The sequence below is a fragment of the Serratia sp. P2ACOL2 genome (assembly GCF_003691565.1).
GTDB lineage: Bacteria > Pseudomonadota > Gammaproteobacteria > Enterobacterales > Enterobacteriaceae > Serratia > Serratia liquefaciens.
Window position 1 is genome coordinate 3,650,819 of the sequence record NZ_CP033162.1, and the last position, 20,688, is coordinate 3,671,506.

Below are 20,688 nucleotides of genomic sequence, written 5' to 3' on the forward strand. Positions count from 1 at the left end.
CACGGTAGTTAACAAGGGCGTGGCATTTTGCTGCGCCCTTTTGCTTTTAGGCCTCTTCTGACTCGGCGCGTACGTGGCGCACCTGCTGGCTGTAATAGGCCAATGTTTGCTCCAGCGTTTCCAGCGTTACCGGTTTCGACAGGCAATTATCCATGCCGGCCTCAATACAGCGCTGCTTCTCTTCCGCCAGGGCATTCGCCGTAACCCCGATCACCGGGGAAGTAAACTGCAATTCACGCAGGCGCTGGGTCAGGTGATAGCCATCCATGTTCGGCATATTGACGTCGGTCAGCACGATATCAACGGTATTGCGACTCAGCACGTCCAGCGCGTCGAGCCCATCATTGGCGGTCACCACCAGGTAACCCAGCGAGCTAAGCTGATCGGACAGCAACCGGCGGTTGATCGGATGGTCGTCCACCACCAATAAATGAATATCACCGTTGTCGACCTGGCTGGCCTTGGTTGGCACCGGCAATTGCATCAGGCCACTGCCACTCTCATCCCGGGTGCCAAACAGTCGGTTGAGCAGTATGAGGGTTTCGCGCGGCGTCGAGGTGCTGTGCATCCAGTAACCCGGGCGTGTTTCCTGCGATGGGCCGATGTGCTCGATAGAAAATTGGATCTGCGCCAGCAGCGGCGTGCTGACCCTCAACGGGTGATCGCTTAGCATCACCTCGCCTTCAGCGGTGTCCTGCCCCTGATAGCGTAATACCGTCGCACCATAGCCGCCCAGGATCTCCATCAGATAACTTTCCAGCCGCTGGTTGCGAATATCCAGCCACAGCGTTTTGCCCTGCCAGGTATCGCTCGGCTGCGGGATCGGGAACTGGGCGCTAAACAGAGGAATACGGATGGTGAACAGGCTGCCTAATCCCGGTTCGGATTCAACGGCAATGTCGCCGTCCATCATGTTGATCAGCTTCTCGCAAATCGCCAGCCCCAGCCCGGTACCCTGGAAATGGCGCTGCACACCGCTGCCCACCTGGAAGAACGGGTCAAACAGGCGGGTAATTTCTTTCTCCGGGATACCAACGCCGGTGTCACGAACGCTGAATTCCAGATAATTGCCGCGGGTGCAGACCTGCAGGATGATGCAGCCGGTATCGGTGAACTTAATGGCGTTGTTCAACAAGTTGGACAACACCTGCTGCAACCGTACCGGATCGCCGGAAATGCGCTCAGGCACGTTTTGCTCGATAAAGCAGTACAGCCCCAACCGCTTCTTCACCACCAGCGGTAAGTAGTTGCCGGCGATGTGGGTAATTACCTCCAGACAGGAGAACTCCCGCGGTTCAATCTTCAACTGCTCGGATTCAATTTTCGAGAAGTCCAGAATATCGCTGATGATCTTCAGCAGCAGCCCGGAAGAGTTGTTCATCGCATTGACCAGTCGATCAACGCCCTGCGGTAACGCCTTGGTCTGCAGCAAATCGAGGTTGCCGATAATGCCGTACAGCGGCGTACGCAGCTCATGGCTAACGGTCGCCAGGAACATCGATTTCGATTGGCTGGCCTGTTCCGCGGCGGCGGCCATCTCTTGCAGCGATTCTTCCATTTTCACGCGGGCGCTGACATCCACCAGCACACAAATCGCCACATCCTCATTACGATAGCGAGAATGAACGAAGCTGATCTGCAGGTTATTGTTATTGCTGGTCATCACATCGACAAAATTCACCTGCTGTTCGCAGATGATACGCGTAATGCGGTCACGGTCTTCGTGGGTCAGTAAGTTGATGTAATTGTGCGCCAGTTCGTTACTGAGGATATTGGTGCCGTCGCTGATGCGCAGAATACAGATGCCCACCGGCGCCGAGGCGACAATTTTACGGTTAAACTGCTCATGTTCTTCCAGCCGGAAGGCGTTATCCTCTGCCGGCAGGAACATTTTGCGTTCAAACAGCCAGGCCAGGGTGAACAGCACGATGGCGGACAGCAGATTCAGCAGCACCGCATTGAGGATCAGCATTTTGAAGCGCTCAACCACCGTCTTCACCGGCACCGCATACACGATGCTGAGCGAGGATGGCGGCAACGCCTTTTTCATGATCAGGTCGCGGTAATTATCGACGTAACCAAAGTAGGCTTGTTCCAGCGGATAACTGTCGGGCGCTTGCGCATTGCGCTCACCATCCGCCAGCTGCAGTATCGGTTCGTTGTTCTCATCCAGCAGGGTGACGGCGATCGGCAGGTTGCCGGTAGTCACGAAGTCTTCCAGACGTATAGTCTGCTCAATGCCCAGCAACGCTTCCAGCTTGGAGCCAATATAGATTGGCGTCAGTACATACAGATAGCCGACATCCGGCCGCTGCTGGCTTGGGCTGATCCAGTACAGGTTATTGTCTTTATCCTGGTTCTTGGCGTTGCGATATTTAAGGATGCGCTCATGCAGCGTTTTCAGCGCATCTGAGCGGTTGGCTACGCCGCTGCTGCCGCCGAACTCCGCCATGCACAGGCTATCCCCGCCGATAAAAAACACCCGGTTGAGATCGTAGGCCGCGACAAAATTCTCTTTCCAATACTGGATCAACCCGCTCAGCGAATTGAGCGAGCTGCGGTAAGTGCTATTAAGTGAACAGTTGGACTCCGGATAGAGCGGGAAAAACTCTGGCGGGCTGCTCTTGCCGGGAAAGATGCCGCTGAACATGTCCAGGCTGCTGACCGAGCCATTGAGGCGGTTTTCTGCCATATATTTGATATCACGAATGATATCGGCCGAATGGCGGATGTAGCCCTGCGCCTGATCAAAATTCAGATTGTAGTCCTGCCGAATGTCAGACTCTTTCTGATGCAGGATATTCAGGATATAGAAAGTGGTGAGCAACGCCCCCAACGACCACAGCATTATCGCCAGCACCCGGAACAGATAGCGGGAAATCTTTAACGTGGTGCGAAAAGAGGCTAAATATTTCAATCGGATACCATACAAATGTGAGTGGTGACCAGCGCGTTCATAGCAGAGCCGGGAGCTGTTGGCTTGAGTTCGCTAATTAAACCATATAACTGAAAAAGGGCCTAGCATCGCTGCCAGGCCCTGTATTTCTCAGTGCAATAGTGGCGTTAGTCGCCCACTATGGCTTAGGCGTTGTCATCTTCCGCGTCGTCTACCGCTTCAGAATCGTCGTCGCCTTCGTCCAGCGGCGTAGCGTCTTCTTCTACGGCTTCTGCGCCGGCTTCCAGACTATCCAGTTCTTCGTCTTCTACCGGTTCGGCAACGCGCTGCAGGCCGACGACATTCTCATCTTCCGCAGTACGGATCAGCGTAACACCCTGGGTATTACGGCCAACCACGCTGACTTCCGAAACGCGAGTACGCACCAGCGTACCGGCATCGGTGATCATCATGATCTGATCGGTGGTATCCACCTGCACCGCACCCACTACCTGACCATTACGCTCGCTCACCTTGATGGAGATAACCCCTTGGGTGGCACGTGACTTGGTCGGGTATTCGGTGACCGCAGTACGCTTACCGTAGCCGTTCTGGGTAACGGTCAGAATATCGCCTTCACCGCGAGGCACAATCAGGGAGATAACGCTGTCGCCTTCACCCAGGTTGATACCGCGCACGCCGGTAGCCGTACGGCCCATTGAACGCACCTGCGTTTCCGGGAAGCGAACCACTTTACCGTTGGCGGAGAACAGCATGACTTCGTTACTGCCGTCGGTCAGGTCAACACCAATCAGCTCGTCACCCTCATTGAGGTTAACGGCGATGATGCCGGCGCTGCGTGGGCGGCTAAAGTCGGTCAACGCGGTTTTCTTCACGGTGCCGCTAGCGGTTGCCATGAACACATGACGCCCTTCTTCATACTCGCGCACCGGCAGAATGGCGGTGATACGCTCATTGGCCTCCAGCGGCAATAAGTTGACGATTGGACGACCACGTGCGCCACGGCTGGCTTCAGGCAGTTGATACACCTTCATCCAGTACAGGCGGCCACGGCTGGAGAAGCACAGGATCGTATCGTGGGTGTTAGCCACCAACAGACGATCGATAAAGTCTTCTTCTTTAATACGTGCAGCAGACTTGCCCTTACCGCCGCGGCGTTGCGCTTCATAGTCGCTCAATGGCTGATACTTCACATAGCCCTGGTGCGACAGCGTAACTACCACGTCTTCCTGGTTGATCAGGTCTTCGATATTGATATCGGACGTGTTGGCGGTGATCTCGGTACGGCGGCCGTCGTTGTACTGCTCTTTAATTGCGACCAGCTCTTCGCGGATCACTTCCATCAGGCGGTCTGGGTTTTCCAGAATAAAGATCAGCTCGGCAATGGCGGTCAGCAGCTCTTTATACTCGTCCAGCAGCTTTTCATGCTCCAGGCCGGTCAGTTTCTGCAGGCGCAGATCCAAAATCGCCTGAGCTTGCTGCTCAGTCAGGTAATATTTGCCGTCACGGATACCGAACTCCGGCTCCAGCCACTCAGGGCGAGCCGCGTCATCACCCGCGCGTTCCAGCATGGCACCTACATTACCCAGATCCCACGCCTGAGCGACCAAACCGGCTTTCGCTTCCGCAGGGGTTGGCGCACGACGGATCAGTTCGATGATCGGATCGATGTTGGCCAGAGCGATAGCTAAGGCTTCCAGAATGTGGGCGCGATCGCGAGCTTTACGCAGTTCAAAGATGGTACGACGGGTGACCACTTCACGGCGGTGACGAACAAACGCCTGCAAAATGTCTTTCAGGTTCAGCAACTTCGGCTGGCCCTGGTGCAATGCCACCATGTTGATGCCGAAGGTGACCTGCAATTGCGTCAGTGAGTACAGGTTGTTCAGTACCACTTCGCCAACCGCATCGCGTTTGATCTCAACCACGATACGCATACCGTCTTTGTCGGACTCGTCGCGCAGTGCGCTGATGCCTTCCACGCGCTTTTCTTTAACCAGCTCGGCGATCTTCTCGATCAGACGCGCCTTGTTCACCTGATACGGGATCTCGTGAACAATAATGGTTTCGCGCCCGGTCTTGGCATCGGCTTCCACTTCAGCGCGTGCGCGCAGATAGATCTTGCCGCGCCCGGTGCGGTAGGCCTCTTCGATACCGCGGCGACCGTTGATGATCGCCGCAGTCGGGAAGTCCGGCCCCGGGATGTGTTCCATCAGGCCTTCGATGCTGATGTTTTCATCATCGATGTAGGCCAGACAGCCGTTGATAACCTCTGACAGGTTATGCGGCGGAATGTTGGTGGCCATACCCACGGCAATACCCGACGAGCCGTTAACCAGCAGGTTCGGGATCTTGGTTGGCATGACGGCTGGGATCTGCTCGGTGCCATCGTAGTTAGGCACGAAGTCGACGGTTTCTTTTTCCAGATCCGCCAGCAGTTCGTGAGCAATTTTTGACATGCGCACTTCGGTATAACGCATTGCCGCGGCGGAGTCGCCGTCGACGGAACCGAAGTTACCCTGACCGTCCACCAGCATATAGCGCAGTGAGAAAGGTTGAGCCATACGCACGATGGTGTCGTAAACCGCGCTGTCACCGTGTGGGTGATATTTACCGATGACGTCCCCGACGACACGGGCCGATTTCTTGTATGGTTTATTCCAGTCGTTACCCAGTACGTTCATCGCGTACAAAACGCGGCGGTGTACCGGCTTCAGTCCATCACGAACATCTGGCAGCGCACGTCCGACAATTACGGACATCGCGTAGTCCAGATACGAGTTTTTCAACTCGTCTTCGATGTTTACCGGTGTGATTTCTCTGGCAAGGTCGCTCATGGAGCTGCTATCCCTCTACTAATGATTCATCTGCCCGCTGCCATAGTGGCAAAGGTGTAAAACTATATCACAAAGCACGCTTTACGGGAAAATAACCGCCGCCGATTCACTGAAATTGTGCATATATGTGCGCTAAAAATGCATCGGCGCAGACGGCGCTGCGCCGGAACATGTATAATCCGCGCAACGAGAACCAGGAGCCAAATACGCCCATGAATGCAGAATCATCCAGCCAAGCGCAAAACGTAGACCATCAGGAAATCGCCAAGTTCGAGGCCGTGGCCTCTCGCTGGTGGGATTTGGAAGGTGAGTTCAAACCGCTGCACCGTATCAACCCGCTGCGTCTGAATTATATCCTGCAACGTTCAGGCGGCATTTTTGATAAAACCGTCCTCGACGTGGGCTGCGGTGGCGGCATTCTGGCGGAAAGCATGGCGCGTGAAGGTGCCAAAGTGACCGGTTTGGACATGGGCGCCGAGCCATTGCAAGTGGCCCGATTACACGCGCTGGAAACCGGCATGAATGTGAATTACGTGCAGGAAACGGTAGAGAGCCACGCCCAGGCCAACCCGCAAAAATACGACGTCGTGACCTGCATGGAAATGCTGGAGCACGTTCCCGATCCGGCTTCGGTGGTGCGCGCCTGCGCTCACCTGGTCAAACCGGGTGGTCATGTGTTCTTCTCCACCATCAACCGCAACACCAAGGCCTGGCTGATGGCGGTCATAGGTGCGGAATATATTCTGAAGATGGTCCCTCAGGGTACCCACGACCATAAGAAGTTCATCCGCCCTTCTGAACTGATCGGCTGGATCGACCACACGCCGCTGCGCGAAAAACACATGATTGGCCTGCATTACAACCCGATCACCGACCACTTCAAGCTGGGCGGCAACGTTGATGTGAACTACATGGTACATACTCAACACGAAGGCTGATGCCGCTCTCAAATGCGGTGAGTATTTAAGCGCTCGCCGCACAAAAATAAATGCCCTTCTTCAGGCCCCGTCATTGGCCTTCTCGCCCTTTTCAATCAAAGAGTTGACCGCCGTATTAAAATGGTTCGTCATCGCTTTCATGGCTCCTTCCGCGTCCTTGGCGCAAACGCAATCGCAAATATCCTGATGCAAAGAGACAATCTGTTTTCTTTCGGCGTCGGTTCCACTTTGCGCTTCGAGACCGGCATGGATAGAACGTCTGAGTTGTTCATGCAGGGATTGCAATAAAATAGCGGACAGAGGGTTGCGAGATGCCCTGGCAATAATGAGATGGAAGTTAATGTCATGCTGAATAAATTTTTCAGCGTCAAAGATGCACGCCTCAATCTGCTTCATCTCATCTTGCAGTTGGCGAAAATCCTCCTCATTGCCGTTGGTCGCCGCCATGCCGGCACTGCCGATTTCAAGCCACTGGCGCACGCTCAGAATCTGGGAGACCGACACCTGGTTTGAAGCGATGGCAAAGCCAAAAATAAGCTCAAGCACGCTGCTGTCGAACGCTTTCACCCGCGGGACTTTACCGCTTTTTATCTCCAGGATCCCCAGTGCTGACAACGAACGGTATGCCTCACGGATCACCCCTCGACTGACACCCAGTTCCTCAATTAATTTTACTTCGCTTGGAACCGCCATCCCCGGCGTCAACTGTTGCTGGCTTATCATATCCAGCACGTAATGCTTGATTTGCGAGGACAATGTGTGGCTCTGAATCGGCATCTTTGTATCCATTTTAAACGACTCCAAAATTTACAACTTCAAATGTACTGGATGAAGAACAAAGCAGAAAACATCACGATATTTTCTTCTCTCAGACCACCACCACAATTCAACACCATCAACGGCCCCTTCCGGGCGGTTCTCGCCGCCATTTTACTAAAAATGTGAGCTTAATATCATATATAAAATCATCCCTATCAACCTGTTTGACAGGTTGATAGGTTGCGCGTAATTTTTCCTGTGCAAACACTCGTGCCTGCTCTTGAGGCCAAATAGAAATTGTCTTTTCAGGAGAAAAAAATGTGGTCGAATGATAAAGAGCTGTTCCAACTGATGCGCACCAAGCTGTTCCCCGCCGTTGTGGGGGATATTCTTGATACTATGGGATTTTTACATCAGTTTTTTGCCCCCTCCATTAAACCGCTTCAGATGAATATGGTGGTTGCCGGCAGAGCGATGCCGGTGCTCGAAGCCGATGTCTACGAGCTCAAATCCAGCTCTGGGCATAACGAAATCACCCAACAGCCTTTTGGGTTAATGTTTGAAGCACTGGACTCGTTGAAAGAAGACGAGGTGTACATCGCCACGGGAAGTTCTCTGCGTTACGCGCTTTGGGGCGGCCTGATGTCAACCCGGGCTCGTCATCTGAAAGCGGCTGGCGCCGTGCTTGATGGTTATGTACGCGACAGCAATGAAATTCTGGAATTAAATTTCCCCACTTTCTCGCACGGCACTTATGCACAAGATCAAGGCCCCAGAGGAAAGGTGATCGATTATCGCGTTCCTATTGAATTTAACGGAATAAGGGTACACCCAGGCGATATCGTCTATGGCGATCGCGATGGTGTATTAATCATCCCGCAAGAAGTTGAACGTGACGCCATTAGTTTGGCATTAGAAAAAGTCTCCACAGAGAATCGCGTCAGGACGGCCATCAGCAATGGCATGAGCACGGTAGAGGCATTCGAAACCTTTGGCGTAATGTGATTTCACCAAGCCCATAATATTGATTGGCAAGGTGGGTTTATATTTAGTCATACAATATGAGTATGCAATCATGAAACAGAGAAATAAAATAATAACACTCTTGTTTATAGCCAGCATTATTAACTACCTGGATCGGGCTGCATTTTCTGTTGCCATGCCCTATATAAAAGATTATCTACAACTCTCTCCTGCTGAAATTGGTGTAATGCTGAGCAGCTTCTTTTTCGGCTATGCCTTATTTAACTTCGTCGGGGGGTACCTGTCTGACATTTACGGCCCGCGCAAAGTGATGGCCATTGCCATGCTTACCTGGTCGTTATTCTGTGGTCTGACAGGGGTCGCTTTCAGCTACATCATCCTATTTATTATTAGAGTCATTTTTGGGATGAGCGAAGGCCCGGTCAGCACCAACATCAATAAGGTCATCACCCACTGGATCCCGATTCACCAGCGCGCACGCGCCATTGGTATTGCCAATGCAGGCAACCCACTTGGAGGGGCTATCGCGGGCCCCATCGTTGGATTCCTGATCATTATGTGGAACTGGCGAGTGGCCTTTATCATCCTCATGTCACTTGGCTTTGTGTGGACCTTCTTCTGGCTGAAAAACTTTACTGACCACCCTAAAGATCACCCGAAAACCCAACCTATTGAAATTGAAGAGTTTGAAACGGCTCTGCACAATGCGCCGGTAAACCATGATACCCAGACCAAGCTGCCGTTTCGCTTTTATCTGACACAGCCACTGGTTTTGGCGACCGGCATGGCGTTCTTTGCCATCAACTATATTCTTTATTTCTTCCTGACCTGGTTTCCCAGCTACCTCTCAATGGCAAAAGGGCTGAACATTGCTGAAATGAGCATTGCCTCCTCGATTCCGTGGTTACTTGGCAGTGTGGGCATGGTCATGGGAGGCGCTGTCTCCGATTATATTTACAAGAAAAGCGGAAGATTACTTTTTTCCAGAAAGCTGCTTATTGTTGTCGGTTTAATTGCCTCGTCTGTATGCATCTGTATTGCCGGGATCGTCGACTCCGTGACCTTTGCCGTCATTATGATGTCCTTCGGCATATTCTTTATGTATCTGGCAGCATCATCGCCCTGGTCTATTATTTCCGACAGTATTTCCGCAGATAAAGTGGGTGGCGTGGGCGGCTTTGTTCACCTGCTGGCGAATACTTCAGGCATGATCGCCCCTATTCTGACCGGTTTTATTGTTCAATACAGCGGTGGCAGTTTTATTTCAGCCTTCGTATTAGCCGGTGTCGTAGGTATTTTCGGCGCATTAAGCGTAGCGTTATTTGTCAAACCCATTAATTCAAATAAAAAAGCACAACCTCTCACGGACACCTTAACAAACCTGAGGAAACAATAATAATGAAAGCATTAACCATTGATAAAAATTCCCATACCGAGTTCGTCGATATCCCTGAGGCCGTATGCGGTGATAATGATGTTCTTATTGATGTTCAGCGCGTCGGCCTCTGCGGCTCCGATTTAAATACCTACCGTGGGTTTAACCCCCTGGTTGTCTACCCTTGCATCCCAGGCCATGAAATTAGCGGCGAAGTTATCCGCACAGGGTGCAATGTCACGACGGCCAAAGCGGGCGATCGTGTGGTGGTCTTGCCTTGCACAGAATGCGGGGTTTGCAGCAGTTGCCTTGCTGGCAGGCCGAACGCTTGTAAGCACAATCAAACGCTCGGCGTCCAGCGTCAGGGTGGTATGGCGCAAAGGCTGGTTATCCCAGCGAATAAAATTCTTGTTTGCAATGCCCTGAGCTTTGATGAACTGGCTCTGGTTGAACCTCTGGCCGTTGGGCTGCACGCCGCCCGTCGTGGTGCCATTCAGGTTGGAGAATGGGTGGCCGTGATAGGTTGCGGTGTCATTGGTCTGGGGGCCATAGCCGCCGCCGCAGCAATGGGAGCACGAGTGATCGCCATAGACATAGACGATCGCAAACAGGCCGTGGCTCTGGCCTGCGGCGCTTGCTCATTCCTCAATGGGGCAAAGGTCGACCTCGCCGACGAGCTGGGCAGGATCGACGAAGGCCGTGGCCCGGCATTGGTCATTGAGGCCGCCGGGCAAACCTCTTCAATCGAGCAATCTCTCGAACTGGTCGCCTTTTCTGGCCGCATCGTTTACGTCGGCTACGCAAAAAAACCGGTTAACTACAACAGCGCGCTTTTTTTGCTGAAAGAGGTGGATATCCGCGGCTCACGAAACGCCACGGTGGCAGATTTTCGCGCCGTACTGGCCTTGATGGAACAACAGCGCTATCCCCTGCATTCAATTATCACCACTCATTACCCGCTCGACCAGGCAGGTGAAGCCTTTATGGCGTGGACAGCCGATCCTGGTGCCGTGACCAAAATACTTATCGCCTTTTAACCGCAATTAATCAGAGATTATAACTATGTTAAAAAATGCATTTTCACTCGAAGGTAAAACGGCATTAATTACTGGCGCGGCCAGCGGCTTGGGTTACGCAATGGCTGAATGCATGGTGGCCAGTGGCGCAAAAGTCATCATAGCCGACCTCAATGGCCCACTCGCTCAGCAGGCTGCTGAAAATCTCGGTCCTATGGCAACCTACAGTCAATTTAACGTCAGTGAAACCACCAAAACCCAGGCATGGGTGAACGGTTTGCTCGACCAGGTTGGGCAGATCGACATCCTGGTCAACAACGCGGGCAACCATTGCAAAAAGCCCATCGAGGAGATGAGCGTTGAGGATTTTGAATCCGTTCTTGATGTTCACGTTGTCGCAGCGTTTGCCTTGACCAAAGCGTTAGTCCCGCACATGAAGCAGCATGGCAATGCCAGCGTTCTGTTTACCGCCTCCATGACGTCATTTCTCGGACAGCCCTATGTCGCCGGCTATGCGGCGGCGAAATCGGCCTACCTGGGGCTTATCCGCGCGCTGACCACCGAACTGGCTGGGGCAGGCATACGCGTCAACGGCATCGCCCCGGGCTGGATCGACACGCCCATGCTGCGGAAGGCCATTGAAGGAGATGATGAGCGCCGCAATAAAATTCTCGGACGAACCCCGATGAAGAAATTCGGCAAGCCAGAAGACATTGGCTGGGCAGCTACTTATTTGGCTTCAGAGGCAGCCGCCTTTATCAGCGGTCAGGTTCTGGTGGTTGATGGTGGCGCTCTGATTGGTTTCTGATTGATTAGCCAGTGCTATTGCTTGGTGATAGCACTGAATATCCAGTCTAAATAATAAGATCAGGAGGGCTATTATGGAGCAAGTCGCATACAAGATTAATGACGTTGATAATGTCGCTACGGCGCTAACGCCCATACAAACCGGCAAAGTCTCGGTTCGCGGCTGTGGGAATGACACCGTCATCGCCAATGAGAATATCAATATCGGCCATAAAATAGCGTTATGCCCCATTTCCATGGGCGACCCCATCATTAAATACGGCATCAACATAGGCAGTGCGACCCAAGCGATAAAAACCGGCGATTGGGTTCACCTGCACGTTATGCATAGCAACTATGACGAACGCTCATCCCATCTGGATCTGGTGACCGGTGCCCCTAAGGATGTCAAATATGAATAAGTTAGAAAGCCTGAAATCGGTGACGTGGTCAGGTTACCAGCGCCAGAACGGCACCAAGGGGATCCGCAATAAAATATTGGTTATTTACACCGTGGAATGCGCCCATTTTGTGGCCGATAAGATAACCGAAAAAGTGAATGACGCCGAAGTTGAAGCGGTTGGGTTTTCCGGTTGTACCGACAATGAGTACGCCGTAAGAATGCTGATCTCATTAATTCGCCATCCTAATGTCGGTGGTGTCCTTGCCGTAGGGTTAGGGTGTGAGTACATCCAGCCAGAGTGGCTTAGCAATATCGCAAAAGAAGAAGGAAAGCCGACGGCCTGGTTCTATATTCAGCAAACCGGCGGCACAAAAGGCAGCGTGGAGTTAGGCGTTGAGCATGTCAGGAGAATGCAGACAGAATTAACACTCACCAGCCGAGTGCCAATGGGCTTTGCAGACTTGATTATCGGCAGTGAGTGTGGGGGCAGCGACTATACCAGCGGGCTGGCGGGCAATGTGGCGGTGGGCAACTTTTTTGATTGGTTGGTCGATGCGGGCGGGACGGCAATTTTTGAAGAGATCGTGGAAGCCATAGGCTTGATTGATATTTTGTCCCAGCGCGCGGCAACCGAAAGCGCTAAGGATGAAATCGTTGCCACCTACAATAAGGCGCTCGATTACTGCAAATCGGTTAGGCAATACTCGGTCAGTCCAGGAAACTTTGCCGGTGGACTATCCACAATCGAAGAAAAAAGCATGGGTGCCGTAATAAAGAGCGGCTCTCGCCCCATCCAAGGGGTGCTTAAAGTCAGCGGTTGTCCCCAGCGAAAAGGCCTATGGTTACTTGATAGCACGCCAGATCCTCACTGGATGCAATTTGGCATCACTAACCCTAATGATAATGAAGGGCTGATGGATCTTATCTCCTGCGGTAGCCATATTATCTTTTTTGTCACCGGTCGCGGCAGCGTAGTGGGCTCCGTGGTTGCCCCCGTGATAAAAATCACCGGCAACAGCCAAACGTTTGAAAACATGATTGATGATATGGATGTGGATGCCGGTCGGCTGCTAAGCGGGGCCATATCGCAACAACAGCTTTCTCTGGAAATCGCCCAATTGATGGTGGCGATTGCAGCCGGGCAAAAAAGCAAAAGTGAGGAACAGGGTCATAAAGAATATTTTATTCCTTATAAATATCAAAGCAAAGAGGTGCTGATCCCCACGCGATGCGAAAGCTAGCCGTATCAACCGCCGTCAGTCGATACCTAAAAATGATCAATTTACGGGAGTGAGGCGACATGAAAGCTCCCGTAAACCTCTTGTGGCGCAAACGCTCTATTGCGAAAGCAAGGGCTGGAGCCCGCGATCTCTGGTCTGATATCCATCGCCCCATCCCACGGACGAGAAACCGTGGTTAATGGCAGCCCTCATTTTGGGGTAAAGTAGCTACGTGGAATCACACAGGCAGACATTGGACAAAAGATTGCGCCAGCCCAGTGTTCTTCTTGTTTATGAATTTTTAGAACTTTGATGGCTAACAATATGCCGTTTTTTTCTAACGTTTAATAAAGCGGCAAACGATCACGTTTTTCTGATTATAGGGAAAATCTTATCCCGCTTATTGACAAGCTTGTCGCACCAGTCACAGCGCGCACTGCGAAAGACAAGTCACATTTCACCCCCAAGTTATCCACAAATTAGGCCACTTTTGTTCACTTGCAAACGCCCTGTTTTCTCACTATCTTGTTACCTCACCGACATACACCCCCTATATATAGTGTTTACATACTGAGCAGAGCTACTACACTTCTGCTTAGGGGCACCATACGGACAGGTAAAACACCACATGAACCAAAGTCTGCTTGTTACTAAACGCGATGGGCGTAAAGAGCGCATCAACCTCGACAAAATCCACCGTGTCATCGACTGGGCCGCGGAAGGGTTAAACAACGTCTCCGTTTCTCAAGTAGAGTTGCGTTCCCATATTCAGTTTTATGACGGCATCAAAACTGCTGATATTCATGAAACCATTATCAAAGCAGCAGCCGATCTGATCTCGCGCGACGCGCCGGATTACCAGTATCTGGCCGCGCGCCTGGCCATCTTCCATCTGCGTAAAAAAGCTTACGGTCAGTTCGAGCCGCCAAAGCTGCTCGCTCACGTGACGCGCATGGTAGAAATGGGCAAGTACGATAAGCATCTGCTGGAAGACTACAGCACTGAAGAGTTCGAGCAGATGGACTCCTTTATCGATCACTGGCGTGATATGAACTTCTCCTACGCGGCCGTTAAGCAGCTGGAAGGGAAGTATCTGGTGCAGAACCGCGTCAGCGGCGAGATCTACGAGAGCGCGCAGTTCTTGTATATCCTGGTGGCCGCGTGCCTGTTCTCCAACTACCCGCGTGAGACCCGTCTGGACTACATTAAACGTTTCTACGACGCGATCTCCACCTTCAAAATCTCACTGCCTACGCCAATCATGTCCGGCGTGCGCACCCCTACCCGCCAGTTCAGCTCTTGCGTGCTGATCGAGTGCGGCGACAGCCTGGATTCCATCAACGCCACTTCCAGCGCCATTGTGAAATACGTTTCGCAACGCGCCGGCATCGGTATCAACGCCGGTCGTATCCGTGCGCTGGGCAGCCCGATCCGTGGTGGTGAAGCCTTCCATACTGGCTGCATCCCGTTCTACAAACACTTCCAGACCGCGGTGAAGTCCTGTTCTCAGGGCGGCGTACGCGGTGGTGCAGCGACGCTGTTCTACCCGATGTGGCATCTGGAAGTTGAAAGCCTGCTGGTGCTGAAAAACAACCGTGGTGTTGAAGGCAACCGCGTTCGTCACATGGACTACGGCGTGCAGTTGAACCGCCTGATGTACCAGCGCCTGATCAAGGGCCAGGACATCACCCTGTTCAGTCCTTCTGACGTCCCGGGCCTGTATGACGCATTCTTCGCCGACCAGGACGAGTTCGAACGTCTGTATACCAAGTACGAGCAAGACGACAGCATTCGCCAGAAACGCGTGAAAGCGGTCGAACTGTTCTCGCTGATGATGCAGGAACGCGCCTCTACCGGCCGTATCTACATCCAGAACGTTGACCACTGCAACACCCATAGCCCGTTTGATCCGCAGATCGCGCCGGTGCGCCAGTCTAACCTGTGCCTGGAAATTGCCCTGCCGACCAAACCGCTGGACGACGTCAACGACGAAAACGGCGAAATCGCCCTGTGTACGCTGTCCGCCTTTAACCTGGGCGCCATCGAAAGCCTGGACGATTTGGAAGAGCTGGCTACCCTGGCAGTGCGCGCATTGGACGCCCTGCTGGATTACCAGGACTACCCAATCAAAGCCGCACACCGTGGCGCCATGGGTCGTCGCACCTTGGGTATCGGCGTGATTAACTACGCTTACTATCTGGCGAAAAACGGCGTGCGTTATTCCGATGGCAGTGCCAACAACCTGACTCACAAGACATTCGAAGCTATCCAGTATTACCTGCTGAAGGCCTCGAACCGTCTGGCTCAGGAACAAGGGGCTTGCCCGTGGTTCAATGAAACCACCTATTCGCAGGGGATCCTGCCGATCGACACCTACAAGAAAGATCTGGATGTCATCTGCCAGGAGCCGCTGCACTACGACTGGGAAACCCTGCGTAAAGAGATCAAGGAAACCGGTCTGCGCAACTCGACCCTGTCGGCGCTGATGCCTTCGGAAACCTCTTCGCAGATTTCCAACGCCACCAACGGCATTGAGCCGCCACGTGGTCACATCAGCATCAAAGCGTCGAAAGACGGCATCCTGCGCCAGGTGGTGCCGGAGTACGAACGTCTGAAAAACGACTACGAGCTGCTGTGGGAAATGCCGAACAACGACGGCTACCTGCAACTGGTCGGTCTGATGCAGAAGTTTATCGACCAGTCGATCTCTGCCAACACCAACTATGACCCAACCCGTTTCCCGGGCGGCAAGGTGCCAATGAAGCAGCTGTTGAAAGACCTGCTCACCACCTACAAGTTTGGTGTCAAGACGCTGTACTACCAGAACACCCGCGACGGCGCGGAAGACGTCCAGGAAGATTTGTTGCCGGCCAAGGGCGGCGATGATGACTGCGAAAGCGGCGCCTGCAAGATCTAAAGTTTGAAACAGCGGGCCGGAACTCTTCCGGCCCCTTCATTTAGCCACGATACGATGGACTCAGGCTTATGGCTTACACCACATTTTCTCAGAATAAAAACAACCAGTTGCTGGAACCGATGTTTTTCGGCCAGTCGGTTAACGTTGCGCGTTTCGATCAGCAAAAACATGAAATTTTCGAAAAACTGATTGAGAAACAACTGTCCTTCTTCTGGCGCCCGGAAGAGGTTGACGTTTCCCGCGACCGTATCGACTATCAGGCGTTGCCGGAACATGAAAAACACATTTTCATCAGCAACCTGAAATACCAGACGCTGCTGGATTCGATTCAGGGCCGCAGCCCGAACGTGGCGCTGCTGCCGCTGATCTCGATCCCGGAATTGGAAACCTGGGTGGAAACCTGGTCATTCTCTGAGACCATCCACTCACGTTCTTACACCCATATCATCCGTAATATCGTTAACGATCCGGCGCTGGTGTTTGACGATATCGTCACCAACGAAGAGATCCTCAAGCGTGCGAAGGACATTTCCGGCTACTACGACGATCTGATCGAGATGACCGGCTATTACCATCTGCTGGGTGAAGGCACGCATCAGGTCAACGGCAACACCGTTACCGTTAGCCTGCGCGCGCTGAAAAAACAGCTGTATCTGTGCCTGATGAGCGTTAACGCGCTGGAAGCCATCCGCTTCTACGTTAGCTTCGCCTGTTCATTTGCCTTTGCGGAACGCGAGCTGATGGAAGGCAACGCCAAAATCATCAAGCTGATCGCCCGTGACGAAGCGCTGCATCTGACCGGTACCCAGCACATGCTGAACCTGATGCGCTCCGGTGCCGATGACCCGGAAATGGCAGAAATCGCCGTTGAGTGTCAGCAACAGTGCTACGATCTGTTCGTGTTGGCGGCCGAGCAGGAAAAAGAGTGGGCGGAATACCTGTTCCGTGACGGCTCGATGATCGGCCTGAACAAAGACATTCTGTGCCAGTACGTGGAATACATCACCAATATCCGCATGCAGGCAGTGGGCCTTGGCCTGCCGTTCGCCACCCGCTCTAACCCAATCCCATGGATTAACGCCTGGTTGGTCTCCGACAACGTGCAGGTTGCACCACAGGAAGTGGAAGTCAGCTCCTACCTGGTAGGGCAGATCGACTCGGAAGTCCATGCCGACGACCTGAGCGACTTCGAACTCTAAGCGATGGCATCATCAATCGTGACGCTGCGTACCACGGGTACGCAGCTTGCCTGCCCCAAAAGTGAAAATTGCCTGCTCGACGTGCTCGAATTGCACGACGTTGAGGTGGAGTATCAGTGCCGTTCCGGCTACTGCGGCGCCTGCCGCCTGAAGCTGGTAAAAGGTGAAGTGACCTACCGCCAACAGCCATTGGCGTTTATCAACCAGGGTGAAATCCTGCCTTGCTGTTGCATGCCGCTGACGGATATCGAGTTGGAAATCTAAAAGGTTGGGTGCCTGAAACCCTGCCTGGAGACCAGAAGGCGGGGTTACCCCCGCCCTATGATTTACCGCTTCACATCACAAGCCAGCCTGATCAGTATCGTGATACTTTCCTGATAGATCTTCAGCTCACACAGTGAGTCTCTTATCATCCAGATAAATACCAAAATCGTAATACATACAACGGCTAACGAGTGAAACACATGCTTTAACTGCATGCTTGCCTCCTTGCTGTGAAGGGGCTACCATACCGGTGTCTAGGCGGTATGTGCAGCCCCATTCTGATTGATAGTCAGTTTGGGGCTTTCATCTATCCGCCTTGCCACACAATGCTCAAGACGAACAGTCTCAAGCACCCGCAGCGATTGTAACAGCCTGAACCCAGCGCGATAACCCCTTATAATATTATGATTAATAAGGGATATATCACTGCCATCAAGCCTTCTCTATTCAATAATCTCCAGCGTTTCCAGCCAGGCATTCCTGCCGCATACCGGCCCGCCGTTCAGCCATCGCCGCAGCATGTCTAGCGCCAGCATCGCCACTGACTCTTGCCGTAACCGCAGGCTGTGCCGCGCCGCCCGATAGCGTACCGTCTGTCCGATACTGCCTTTCGGCGTATGCAACCCAATGCTCACCCGATCGCTGCTCATGGCACTGACTGCCAATGCCAGCTGCGCCCCGGTCAATTCCGCCAACGAACGAGCGCGCGCCAACGTGGTTTCCAGCGTTTCCACGCAGTGCGACGGTAACAATTCGCCACCGGCCAACGGCGCCCCTTCGCTTTGCAGTTGCAGATTGATCAGCCCGGCGCTGAACTGTTCGCTCAGCGCCAGCTTCAGCCCTTGCTGATTTAACCGCTGTGTCAGCACTGCCGGCAGCCCAAGAGTCCCTTCAAACAGGGTGTTATCACCCGCAACCTGACGAACCCGCTCCCACGCCTGCTCCATCGCCGCACGCTGGGCAACCGGGCCGGTCAGCTTCAGTTCAATGATCGGGCTGGAGGAACGATAGCCCAACACCACATCCGGCGGCAGCAGCATGCTGTCCAGCTCGGCGGCCAGATCGCTTTCCGAGGTGCCAAAAGTGGTCAACCGCAGGCACAGCGGTGGCGCCGGCAAGGTAAAGCGCTGACGCAGGCGGGGCACAATTTGCTGTTCGACCATCACTTTGAATTCGGAAGGCACGCCAGGTGTGAAAAACATCATGCAGCGGTTCAGCTGCAAGGCAAAACCACAGGCGGTGCCAACCGGGTTATCGAGCATCTCTGCGTTAGCGGGGATCTGCGCCTGCTTGCGGTTTGAGGCCGCCATCGGCCTGCCGCGTTCGGCAAAATAAGCTTCGATACGCGCCATCCATTCAGCATGCTCAACCAGCTCGACGCCGCAGGCAGTCGCAGCCGCCTGAGCACTGAGATCGTCACTGGTCGGCCCCAGGCCGCCGTTAACGATCAGCACATCGGCGATATGACTGCGTTCCTGTAATGTTTCGATCAGAGAGGAGAGACTGTCCCCCACCGTTTCACGGCCGCTCATCGGCATGCCTTGCTGGAACAGATAGTCTGCCAGCCAGGCGGCGTTGGTATCTATAATTTGCCCGTGTAGCACCTCATCACCGGTGCTGAGCATCTCCACCCTTAACATTGATCTCTCCCACATTTTCCGATCTTTCCACTATAGAAGCCTGTAAATAAGTTTTCACTAGGCACCACCGGTTAATTTCAGCCAAAGGCACTTTTATGCGGTATAGCGCAGCCCGCAATATCGTAAACATAAGTTAACACACCCCGTAACGCCCGTTTGACACGAAATATTCCATCAACTATCCTGCCGCACTTAGAATCAGTTACCTATAATTTTCCAAAATCTTTGGTTGATAGAGAAAAACGTGAAAAATCGCACGCTTGGCAGTGTATTTATCGTAGCAGGAACCACCATCGGCGCAGGGATGCTGGCGATGCCGTTAGCAGCCGCCGGTGTAGGCTTCGGCGTCACCCTGGCTCTGTTAGTCGGACTGTGGCTGTTGATGTGTTATACCGCGCTGCTGCTGGTCGAAGTCTATCAACATGAACAGGCGGATACCGGCCTCGGTACCCTGGCAAAACGCTACCTTGGCGGCGGCGGCCAATGGCTGACCAGCTTCAGCATGATGTTTTTGATGTATGCCCTGACTGCCGCCTATATCAGCGGCGCCGGTGAATTGCTGGCGGCCAGCATCAGTCAGTGGACGTCGCAGGACTTCCCCACCACGCTCGGTGTATTGCTGTTTACTCTGGTGGCCGGCGGCGTAGTCTGCATCGGCACACATTCGGTCGATCTGTTTAACCGTATTCTGTTCAGCGCCAAAGTGGTGTTTCTGATTGTCATGCTGGGCCTGATGCTGCCCAATATCCATCAGACCAACCTGATGACGCTTCCGCTGGAGCAAGGGCTGGCGCTGTCGGCTATCCCGGTGATCTTCACGTCGTTCGGCTTTCACGGCAGCGTGCCAAGCATCGTGAACTACATGGGCGGCAACATCCGCAAACTGCGTTGGGTGTTCATTATTGGCAGCGCCATTCCGCTGATAGCCTATATTTTCTGGCAGTTGGCCACGCTCGGCAGCATCAGCTCCACCACTTTCGTCGGTATCCTGGCACAGCAAGCCGGTCTGAACGGCCTGTTGCAGGCGGTGCGCGACGTTGTGGCTTCCCCACATGTTGAATTGGCGGTGCATTTGTTTGCCGATCTGGCGCTGGCGACCTCATTCCTCGGGGTGGCGCTCGGGCTGTTTGATTTCCTGGCCGATTTGTTCAAGCGCCAGGATAACGTACGCGGCCGTCTGCAGACCGGTGCCATCACCTTCTTGCCGCCGCTGGCTTTCGCGTTGTTCTACCCGCGTGGTTTTGTACTGGCACTGGGCTTTGCCGCTATCGCGCTGGCAGTTTTGGCGTTGCTGCTGCCGTCAATGCTGGTGTGGAAAACGCGTCAACAGCACCAGGCCAAATACCGTGTCTGGGGTGGCACCCCAGCACTGGCGGTGGTGTTTGTCTGCGGGGTGACGGTGATTGCCATTCAGGTGGGTATCGCCAGCGGGATCCTGCCGGCCGTCGGCTAGT

General features: G+C 53.4%; 16 protein-coding genes. 11 read left to right on the forward strand and 5 right to left on the reverse strand.

Annotated features, from left to right (window positions below):
* Positions 1-46 precede the first annotated feature (46 nt).
* Complete coding sequence (gene rcsC, locus EBA31_RS17810) at positions 47-2,917, reverse strand: two-component system sensor histidine kinase RcsC (protein WP_122079888.1); 2,871 nt, start codon at positions 2,915-2,917, stop codon at positions 47-49.
* 164 nt (positions 2,918-3,081) lie between these two features.
* Entirely contained in the window at positions 3,082-5,733 is a 2,652-nt protein-coding gene (gene gyrA / locus EBA31_RS17815) for a DNA topoisomerase (ATP-hydrolyzing) subunit A (RefSeq protein WP_122079889.1), read from the reverse strand.
* Positions 5,734-5,945: 212 nt separating this feature from the next.
* On the opposite strand from gyrA, the gene ubiG reads away from it, so the two are divergent.
* Entirely contained in the window at positions 5,946-6,671 is a 726-nt protein-coding gene (gene ubiG, locus EBA31_RS17820; RefSeq protein WP_115058429.1) for a bifunctional 2-polyprenyl-6-hydroxyphenol methylase/3-demethylubiquinol 3-O-methyltransferase UbiG, read from the forward strand.
* Between the two features lie 60 nt (positions 6,672-6,731).
* Here ubiG and EBA31_RS17825 read toward each other — a convergent pair whose 3' ends face one another.
* A complete protein-coding gene (locus EBA31_RS17825; protein ID WP_122079890.1) occupies positions 6,732-7,460 on the reverse strand; it encodes a FadR/GntR family transcriptional regulator in 729 nt (242 codons plus the stop codon).
* A 288-nt stretch (positions 7,461-7,748) separates the two neighbouring features.
* Between EBA31_RS17825 and EBA31_RS17830 the strand changes: the two genes are divergently transcribed.
* From EBA31_RS17830 to yfaE, 9 genes are all read left to right on the forward strand, one after another.
* The gene (locus EBA31_RS17830; RefSeq protein WP_046373070.1) at positions 7,749-8,435 is read left to right on the forward strand and encodes an RraA family protein; all 687 of its coding nucleotides are present in this window, start codon (positions 7,749-7,751) and stop codon (positions 8,433-8,435) included.
* A gap of 70 nt (positions 8,436-8,505) precedes the next feature.
* Positions 8,506-9,810: an MFS transporter gene (locus tag EBA31_RS17835; protein ID WP_122079891.1), complete on the forward strand. Its 1,305-nt coding sequence runs from the start codon at positions 8,506-8,508 to the stop codon at positions 9,808-9,810.
* Between the two features lie 2 nt (positions 9,811-9,812).
* Positions 9,813-10,826: a zinc-binding alcohol dehydrogenase family protein gene (locus tag EBA31_RS17840; protein ID WP_122079892.1), complete on the forward strand. Its 1,014-nt coding sequence runs from the start codon at positions 9,813-9,815 to the stop codon at positions 10,824-10,826.
* A 25-nt stretch (positions 10,827-10,851) separates the two neighbouring features.
* Positions 10,852-11,613 (forward strand): SDR family NAD(P)-dependent oxidoreductase, encoded by a 762-nt coding sequence (locus EBA31_RS17845; RefSeq protein WP_020827810.1) that lies wholly within the window; start codon positions 10,852-10,854, stop codon positions 11,611-11,613.
* Positions 11,614-11,686: 73 nt separating this feature from the next.
* Positions 11,687-12,013 carry a UxaA family hydrolase gene (locus tag EBA31_RS17850; protein WP_020827811.1) on the forward strand — a complete coding sequence of 109 codons (327 nt, stop codon included), beginning with the start codon at positions 11,687-11,689 and terminating at the stop codon, positions 12,011-12,013.
* Positions 12,006-13,235: a UxaA family hydrolase gene (locus tag EBA31_RS17855; protein ID WP_122079894.1), complete on the forward strand. Its 1,230-nt coding sequence runs from the start codon at positions 12,006-12,008 to the stop codon at positions 13,233-13,235. Before EBA31_RS17850 ends, EBA31_RS17855 begins: the two co-directional genes overlap by 8 nt.
* Before the next feature lie 607 nt (positions 13,236-13,842).
* Positions 13,843-16,131, forward strand: a complete 2,289-nt coding sequence (gene nrdA, locus EBA31_RS17860; protein WP_020827813.1) for a class 1a ribonucleoside-diphosphate reductase subunit alpha — start codon at positions 13,843-13,845, stop codon at positions 16,129-16,131.
* A 68-nt stretch (positions 16,132-16,199) separates the two neighbouring features.
* Positions 16,200-17,330 (forward strand): class Ia ribonucleoside-diphosphate reductase subunit beta, encoded by a 1,131-nt coding sequence (gene nrdB, locus EBA31_RS17865; RefSeq protein ID WP_020827814.1) that lies wholly within the window; start codon positions 16,200-16,202, stop codon positions 17,328-17,330.
* Positions 17,331-17,333: 3 nt separating this feature from the next.
* Positions 17,334-17,594, forward strand: a complete 261-nt coding sequence (yfaE, locus tag EBA31_RS17870) for a class I ribonucleotide reductase maintenance protein YfaE (RefSeq protein WP_048759285.1) — start codon at positions 17,334-17,336, stop codon at positions 17,592-17,594.
* A gap of 62 nt (positions 17,595-17,656) precedes the next feature.
* Here the strand turns inward: yfaE and EBA31_RS27205 are convergent, their stop codons facing one another.
* The gene (locus tag EBA31_RS27205) at positions 17,657-17,809 is read right to left on the reverse strand and encodes a Hok/Gef family protein (protein ID WP_122079895.1); all 153 of its coding nucleotides are present in this window, start codon (positions 17,807-17,809) and stop codon (positions 17,657-17,659) included.
* Between the two features lie 228 nt (positions 17,810-18,037).
* Positions 18,038-19,234 carry a nicotinamide mononucleotide deamidase-related protein YfaY gene (locus EBA31_RS17880; RefSeq protein ID WP_122079896.1) on the reverse strand — a complete coding sequence of 399 codons (1,197 nt, stop codon included), beginning with the start codon at positions 19,232-19,234 and terminating at the stop codon, positions 18,038-18,040.
* Positions 19,235-19,478: 244 nt separating this feature from the next.
* Between EBA31_RS17880 and tyrP the strand changes: the two genes are divergently transcribed.
* Positions 19,479-20,687, forward strand: coding sequence for a tyrosine transporter TyrP (gene tyrP, locus EBA31_RS17885; protein ID WP_041414776.1), 1,209 nt, complete (start codon positions 19,479-19,481; stop codon positions 20,685-20,687).
* Position 20,688 lies beyond the last annotated feature (1 nt).

Excerpts from the sequence above, each read along its gene's own strand:
- gyrA (WP_122079889.1), bottom strand. The coding sequence starts at position 5,733 with ATGAGCGACCTTGCCAGAGAAATCACACCGGTAAACATCGAAGACGAG.
- ubiG (WP_115058429.1), top strand. The coding sequence starts at position 5,946 with ATGAATGCAGAATCATCCAGCCAAGCGCAAAACGTAGACCATCAGGAA.
- EBA31_RS17825 (WP_122079890.1), bottom strand. The coding sequence starts at position 7,460 with ATGGATACAAAGATGCCGATTCAGAGCCACACATTGTCCTCGCAAATC.
- EBA31_RS17830 (WP_046373070.1), top strand. The coding sequence starts at position 7,749 with ATGTGGTCGAATGATAAAGAGCTGTTCCAACTGATGCGCACCAAGCTG.
- EBA31_RS17835 (WP_122079891.1), top strand. The coding sequence starts at position 8,506 with ATGAAACAGAGAAATAAAATAATAACACTCTTGTTTATAGCCAGCATT.
- EBA31_RS17840 (WP_122079892.1), top strand. The coding sequence starts at position 9,813 with ATGAAAGCATTAACCATTGATAAAAATTCCCATACCGAGTTCGTCGAT.
- EBA31_RS17845 (WP_020827810.1), top strand. The coding sequence starts at position 10,852 with ATGTTAAAAAATGCATTTTCACTCGAAGGTAAAACGGCATTAATTACT.
- EBA31_RS17850 (WP_020827811.1), top strand. The coding sequence starts at position 11,687 with ATGGAGCAAGTCGCATACAAGATTAATGACGTTGATAATGTCGCTACG.
- EBA31_RS17855 (WP_122079894.1), top strand. The coding sequence starts at position 12,006 with ATGAATAAGTTAGAAAGCCTGAAATCGGTGACGTGGTCAGGTTACCAG.
- nrdA (WP_020827813.1), top strand. The coding sequence starts at position 13,843 with ATGAACCAAAGTCTGCTTGTTACTAAACGCGATGGGCGTAAAGAGCGC.
- nrdB (WP_020827814.1), top strand. The coding sequence starts at position 16,200 with ATGGCTTACACCACATTTTCTCAGAATAAAAACAACCAGTTGCTGGAA.
- yfaE (WP_048759285.1), top strand. The coding sequence starts at position 17,334 with ATGGCATCATCAATCGTGACGCTGCGTACCACGGGTACGCAGCTTGCC.
- EBA31_RS27205 (WP_122079895.1), bottom strand. The coding sequence starts at position 17,809 with ATGCAGTTAAAGCATGTGTTTCACTCGTTAGCCGTTGTATGTATTACG.
- EBA31_RS17880 (WP_122079896.1), bottom strand. The coding sequence starts at position 19,234 with ATGTTAAGGGTGGAGATGCTCAGCACCGGTGATGAGGTGCTACACGGG.